The organism is Aeromonas sp. TW 6, from assembly GCF_013168745.1.
Classification (GTDB): Bacteria; Pseudomonadota; Gammaproteobacteria; order Enterobacterales; family Aeromonadaceae; genus Aeromonas; species Aeromonas caviae.
On sequence record NZ_JABERS010000085.1, the window covers coordinates 1 to 6,656 of the forward strand.

The 6,656-nt window shown below is 43.0% G+C and carries 4 protein-coding genes; all 4 read right to left on the reverse strand.

Annotated features, from left to right (window positions below; translation table 11 throughout):
• Positions 1–376: 376 nt before the first annotated feature.
• The 4 genes from HKD46_RS20795 to HKD46_RS20810 all read right to left on the reverse strand — a co-directional run bounded on the left by HKD46_RS20795 (position 377) and on the right by HKD46_RS20810 (position 6,433).
• Positions 377–1,786 (reverse strand): hypothetical protein, encoded by a 1,410-nt coding sequence (locus HKD46_RS20795; RefSeq protein WP_171865928.1) that lies wholly within the window; start codon positions 1,784–1,786, stop codon positions 377–379.
• 254 nt (positions 1,787–2,040) lie between these two features.
• Entirely contained in the window at positions 2,041–3,177 is a 1,137-nt protein-coding gene (locus HKD46_RS20800; protein WP_171865929.1) for a polysaccharide pyruvyl transferase family protein, read from the reverse strand.
• A 149-nt stretch (positions 3,178–3,326) separates the two neighbouring features.
• On the reverse strand, positions 3,327–4,568 hold the full coding sequence (locus HKD46_RS20805) for a glycosyltransferase (protein WP_171865930.1): 1,242 nt from the start codon (positions 4,566–4,568) through the stop codon (positions 3,327–3,329).
• Positions 4,569–4,573: 5 nt separating this feature from the next.
• On the reverse strand, positions 4,574–6,433 hold the full coding sequence (locus tag HKD46_RS20810) for a glycosyltransferase family 2 protein (protein ID WP_171865931.1): 1,860 nt from the start codon (positions 6,431–6,433) through the stop codon (positions 4,574–4,576).
• Positions 6,434–6,656 lie beyond the last annotated feature (223 nt).

Genomic DNA, 6,656 nt, shown 5'->3' on the forward strand with positions numbered 1-6,656 from the left:
GATCTGCTGTCGCCAAAAATCAGCACGTTCTTGAGTGGTCATAGTGAAAATCCAGCGAAGAGGTAATGGATTTCAAGTGTGACGAGCTGATTTTGGGAAAAAAAGATGCCGATTCAAGGGCGCTTACGGCGAAGGTAAGTTGATGACTCATGATGAACCCTGTTCCATGGCTCCAGATGACAAACATGATCTCATATCAGGAACTTGTTCGCACCTTCCCTAGTAAGTACCCCCCGGCAAAGCCGGGAGATTACCTAAGTTACCGAACACAAAAATATGCTTCTGTAATTAATTGTACTGAAAGGGATGAAAATTCAGCTTTGTTATAAAAGGTAGTTATTTACATCATCTATAAATACCATTGAAAATGAGATAATTATCCATCGATACCAATGACTTCTATCTGTTTAATATCAACAACAGCCTTTTTATCTGGCGTAAGTGAATATAGAGGCTCTACTAACAGGCGGATAGAAATACCGTTACCGATAATACCAGGGGTGAAGTAATCAAAACAACGTGAACTCTCACCATCAATCACTGAGGAAATCTCATGCAAAACAGATTGATTACTATCATAAATTGAAATAATGACCTTCAATGGAACTGTGTCTGTTATTGCTGCGGTTATTGAGAAAAAAAAGGCAGCCATTACGGGAATGTTCACATCATTCCAGACAACGGACGTTGCATTGTCGCCTGCAGCTAAAGCATGAATTCTTAGCGTTTTTTGATTAATTAACCTGCTCCAATGGTTGTCATTAGATATCAGAGAGTAATAATAACCCTGCTTTCTAGGCTCATCAATATATGATAAGCCAGGCTGAAGCTTCTGTGGGAGCACTAATCTCATCCCTAGGTCGCTATTTTCTTTTCGAGCAGCAAGTGAGTAATTAGCCAAATGTTGAAGACACTGAAAATCGCTATTATTTAACTCAATCAAAGCATCGCTCAGCAATTTATCAATCTTGTCAGGAGAAATTTCAATATTACGATTATAGAGAACTCTTTGTGCCTTTCGACCAAAATCTTGCCCTTCTAGCACCGAGTGATAAATTAAATTATCGACTGGCTTTTGTATTAGAGCTTTTCTGGATATTGGTATGAAAATATTAAATGTTTCTGGGAAACTATATACACGTTCAATTTTATTTATGTTTGAACAACTAAACCCACCCTGCATTAAACAACTGGCAACGAAACCTTCGTCATTCGGACAGTCGTTGCTGACATCAGAGTTAGAGAGAATTGTTGATATTTTTTTACGCTCATGATACAGATAGTTCACTGCTCTTTTGGATAAACGTACAATCGGAAAAATACACCCATAAACTTCAGGTATGAATTTTATAATATGTTTTGCCCAGAACCAGTCTGACGGTCTTTTCGAAAATTCAGGCGCCAACATGTCAAAAGACAAGCCATCAAAACATTCAAAAAAATCTGAAAGATTCTCATAATTAAAATAAATATCAGGTTCAATCACCCAGTAGTTTTCAAAGTCTTTAAAATATTCTGCAGCAATATAGAAATTATAATCACCACACCGCCAACCAACTTGATTAGGAATAGCTAAACCCAATTTATTTAAAGTGTTCTTATTGTACCCAACTTTATTATACCGTGATGGAACAGGTACTTCTCTAAGCGTTTCGTCAACAACTAAGCAGACCTGTTTGTCGGTTTCTTTAATTATTCTGTCTAGTAAGTCTTCGACCACTTGGTTAAAGAAATGGGTTCTTATAATAATTAAGTCGCCGCTGCCAACAACATTGCTATCGCGCATAAATAAATCTCTGCATGAAACATCAGTTTATAAACAAAGTATCGTTCTATCGACAGAATAAAATGAGAGCTACTTATTAACTGCTTGAGTAAATATAAACTAAAATAAAATCTAAAACGTTATTAGTAAAGGTACCTACAAACCATGTGCCTGTACCTGTTGAAATTAAATTTTAGCTTTATTGTAAGGGGTACTTATCCGTACCCTTCTCAGTTTAAAAATACAAATGAAAAATGTCTAATAAAATGACGCTTTTAATGTCCTGCCAATTCTCTTAAGTATGAAACATATTTAATCTTATTACCATCTAAAAAGTCAACATATTTTTTTGCTAACATTGTTCTGTTTTCATCAAAATCATTTTCGTTAAATTTAAATAGCTCATGCAAATATTCTCTATCTACACCGTTTGAAACTTTTGACGCCTCAATGAAGGGGATCATCATTGTCTCACATAATTCTTTCGTTCTTGAGTCGTGAACGATACAAACCGCGGGTATACCCATTTGTAACGCAAGCATTACGCCATGGATTCTGACACCAATAACAAAATCAAATCTACGAAGATGCTCCATCCAAGCAGGTGCAGAGAAGAAGCTGATAGCATGATCTATTCGCCATTCATTGAACTCATTCAATTCCATATTTGGTTTGCTATAGTCACGCATTTCGGTGAAATGACTCTCATATGTATTCAAAACCTCCCCACGACCAAATGAAACCATCGGCATCGGACTTTGAATAATATAGTCATGATTGTGAGTTAAAAGGTTGGCCAATGATGCCTCAAGTTTTCCTAAATGCATCCATTTATAGTGGCCAGCAGTTACTGCAATTCTTTTGAAACTTTTTTCTGAGTTCTTTTTAATTAAAGAACCAAGGTTTTTACTATCATTTAAAAATAATGTCGGGCAGCCCAATACGGTTGCACGCTCTGCTAATCCATACTTTTCTAATGCAGAAAGAGTAAATGCACCACGTACTCCAATATTAGGTCCATCACCAGGGGCTCGATCCATCACAATTTTAAGCCAGCGTAAAGTACCTTCAGGTATTTCGACAGTGCCGCCAATATCTGCCTGCGCACCTAGGCCAACTCCGACCAATCGTGAATCATGTTTTTCAATTAAATCAGCGAAATATCCTAAGTCGGCATGTTTACCTAACTGATTTGCGAGCGTTAGAATGCCTGTGTAATTTTTATTAAAATATGCGGATGTTTGCTCTAACCATGATTTGGTGGGGATATTCCCTCCAAGATGGCGGGAGAGTGCATAGCAAAATGCTAAGTTTCCAGTATTACCACCCACCGCAATATCGAGTTGCTGCTCGTTCATCATTGGTGCATTTTCTATTGAGTTCTGCAGACCATATATAAATGTATTGCTCACATAATACTCCTGTTTTAAAATAACTCTGTGTTGATCTTATTCAAATTCGAAGTGTGTCATGCCAGCGCGCAAGCAAGAATTGCGAGCACTTTACTAAGTTTTATCTGAAATTGGATGATGCTGATTCTCGTCATAATAAAATGAATCAGCTAGCAAGAAAGTAATTGCAGATGCTGCTCTGCACATTGGCCATAGGTTAGGGGACGATTTATATTGGATACGACAAGGTCAAATAGTGAGCTGATGTCTTCACGTGCAAACATCTTTCGCCATTCCAGCCGATTACCCGCTGAAATGGTCATACCATCAACATTATGCTCAATTTTCTCAGCCATACCGCCAATATCAGAGACCAGTAACGGGCGGCCACAGACTTTTGCTTCCTGTATCACCATTGGCGAGTTTTCCCACCAAATCGATGGCACTATGACCCAATCAACTCCCGCCATGCGGGCTCGTAACTCATGAGGTTGATAGGGGCCTACCCACTGTACCACCCCTTCTTTCATCAATGGCCCGCGCAACGCTTCAATTTTTTGCTGGAACTCGGCAGATTGATATTCAAGGTTTGCACCATGAACTTCTAGTACGACGTTCTTGCGCTCATCCTCTGGCATCAGGGTTAATGCCTCCAGCAGCACATCCAGCCCTTTGTAGGGATTTATCTGACCAAAAAAGCCGAAGCGGTTGCGACTCTCCCCCTCGGCCAGCGGGCGAGGGGGAATCGCAGGTTCAGCTGATTGGCCATTTTCAATTACCACAATGTTTTCGGCGGGCAAGCCCCAGTCAATATAACGCTGGCGAAGGAATTCTGACGGCGACACAAATTGATCGACCAATGCGAAGTGTTTCATAAAGGTATGCTTGCGCATCCAGAACTCTTCGGGAGTCCGATGAGGGAAGCAGCGGTGACACTCATCATAACTTTCTCTGCTACAGAGCTTGAAATCACCGGTTTTAATCATCTGACCGTTGTTGCTGCAAATCGCCATGTACTCATGCAAGGTCATGACGATGCGGATATCGGGGTCAACTTGCTTGATGATCCGGAAGAACTCAAGCCCCATATGGGCATAGTGATGGACATGCACCATGGTCGGCTTCAATGCCCGGATGAGATCGGCAAACCAGGTGCTCAGGCTCTCTTGATGAACGGCCTTCATCATATGCCAATCATGTACCGCTTGTTCCCATAGATATTCGTTGGGTCTGCGCAAGGTGATCGCACCGGTGGCGCCACGTCCGCGATCGGCTCGACCAAGATACCAGGCGTCTTCCACGCCTTGGTGCTGTTGATAAGCCTTGAACAGGTTGTAAGCCGCAATCTCGCCACCACCCAGACTGAAATCCGGATGAGCATGGGCCATCACCAAAATACGTTGCTTCTTCATAATGTTCAGATCGCCTTTACCAATTTCTTTGAAAGTTTACGGCTCTTGTCACTCTCTGCGAGCAGCGCTTGCCAGCGGATCTGGTGACGTGTTGCGTTCAAGATGACAATCTTGGTTCTAAAGTCACCTTCACCGAGAAGTTTGAAAGATTGCCGTTCGAGATGAGTCAACTCAACCGTCGGCAAATAACCGATAGTAAAGCCGGCTGTTCGTAATTTCAGGCAGAGATCAGAATCCTCAAAATCACCGATGAGGTAACCAGTATCCCAACCACCTACGGCATCAAAATCCCGTCGCCGCAACATCATACAAGCCCCGGTCACTGCGGGAACCGTCGTCAAGGTTTGGTGCGGGTCGAGAGCAGGATCCAAGCCCATATAGGGGTGGTGATTTACCCAAATGCCCAACTCTTCGCGGCGTAGGAATGCCATTCCGGCATGTTGCATGCCACCGTCGGCAAAGAGTAAGCGTGGAGTAATCACGCCCAATCCTGGTTGACTCTGGAGTGTCATCATCAAGCTTTCGACCCAACCAGCCTTGCGAGGAAACGCATCGCTATTGAGGAACAGGAGATATTCCCCTGTTGCTTGACTTGCGCCCAGATTATTGGCACCAGAGAACCCCCGGTTAACACTGCCCCATACCCACTTGAAGGGAATGTGATAAATGCGGTAAAGCCTTTCAGCTTGGCTAGTGAAGTCATCAACCAGATTAGGGTCATCCAATACATAGATAAGCTCGACATGACGGTTAAACCATGTATCTTCGGCAAACTCCATCAATTGATGCTCAACAAAATCTGTTCTGCCATATAAGGGAACAATGATGCTCACCTTTGGCCGGGTCACTGGTGAACCCAATGCCCGGACATACACGGGCAGGTCTGGCCACTGAGCCTGCGCATGTGACAGCAGTCGACTTAATAGAGGGCTGTCGACCTTGGCAAATCGTTCATGCAGCATTGCAAGGGGAGTATGAATGGATGCAAGCCATTGCGCAGCTTCTACCGGGTTATTTGACAGTGATGTGCACACCAATGTTGCCAGCACATGCACACCCTCTTCACCAAGTGCTTTCAATTGAAGTCGTTGGCCTGGGTGGATACCACTGACATGGCAGATAAACCCGCTATTTATTACAGGGTAATCGACCTGATGGGAAATGGCTTGTCTTACATCGACCCGATCATATCTGAAGGCATTCTCAATTGAATGTATATTTCCCGCTTCATCCTCTAGCCAAGTGGGGACATTTTTTGCGATTGCAAACCACCCGATAACGCATCCTTCATGATTATTTTCACAGGCAACGACTGCTTCAAAATGTGCTCTGGCAAACAGGCATGGCCTTTGGGCGCAGGGCGCGTTTGCTATCAACTTTGAAAATGCTGGGTGGCTTGGATCGATGGCATCAAATTGCAGGATCATCCCAAACTGAATGGCGACTTCATCTAACTTGGCCGGTACATGCTCCTCAAATTTGATGCTAAACAATTCTGCAGGAACCGCGCCCAGTGATGGGGCGATGCCAATGCAGATCACTCCTTTGGACTTCTGAATATCGAGTTGAATGGAAAACCCGTATTTTACCCCGGCGGCAAGGTTCAGGCTTTCAGCGACATCAGGTCTCTCATGCCGCTGCAGCTCTGTAATGACAGCCTTTCCGGAAACATGGAATATGGCACTTTCTTGACTGCACCAGCCAATAATGATGGCCCGGGTGCCATCATGTATTGCCTGTTCAACTTTAATCAGGAGCATACTGTCATCACTGGTATGCACTTTTATTGGATTGACTTGTACACCATCTATATTTAGCGTGTCAATTATTTCTGGATTATAAAAACCAAATCTTTCCTTCATCATATATCAGCCTTGAAATATTAGGTTGTAGGCATTTTTATAAGGGCTGTTCATGACTACCCAATCCCGTTTAACTGCATGAAAAAATGTATTGGTACAACTAAATAACTGATCCCAATAGTGCTACACCTTCGCTGTGCCATAGCCATTCCCCGGGAAAGGAGACACGGTATCCATGAAGTGTTTCACTCGGGCCAGCAGGTTTGCCATCCCTCTGCATTGATGA

Excerpts from the sequence above, each read along its gene's own strand:
- HKD46_RS20810 (WP_171865931.1), bottom strand. The coding sequence starts at position 6,433 with ATGATGAAGGAAAGATTTGGTTTTTATAATCCAGAAATAATTGACACG.
- HKD46_RS20795 (WP_171865928.1), bottom strand. The coding sequence starts at position 1,786 with ATGCGCGATAGCAATGTTGTTGGCAGCGGCGACTTAATTATTATAAGA.
- HKD46_RS20805 (WP_171865930.1), bottom strand. The coding sequence starts at position 4,568 with ATGAAGAAGCAACGTATTTTGGTGATGGCCCATGCTCATCCGGATTTC.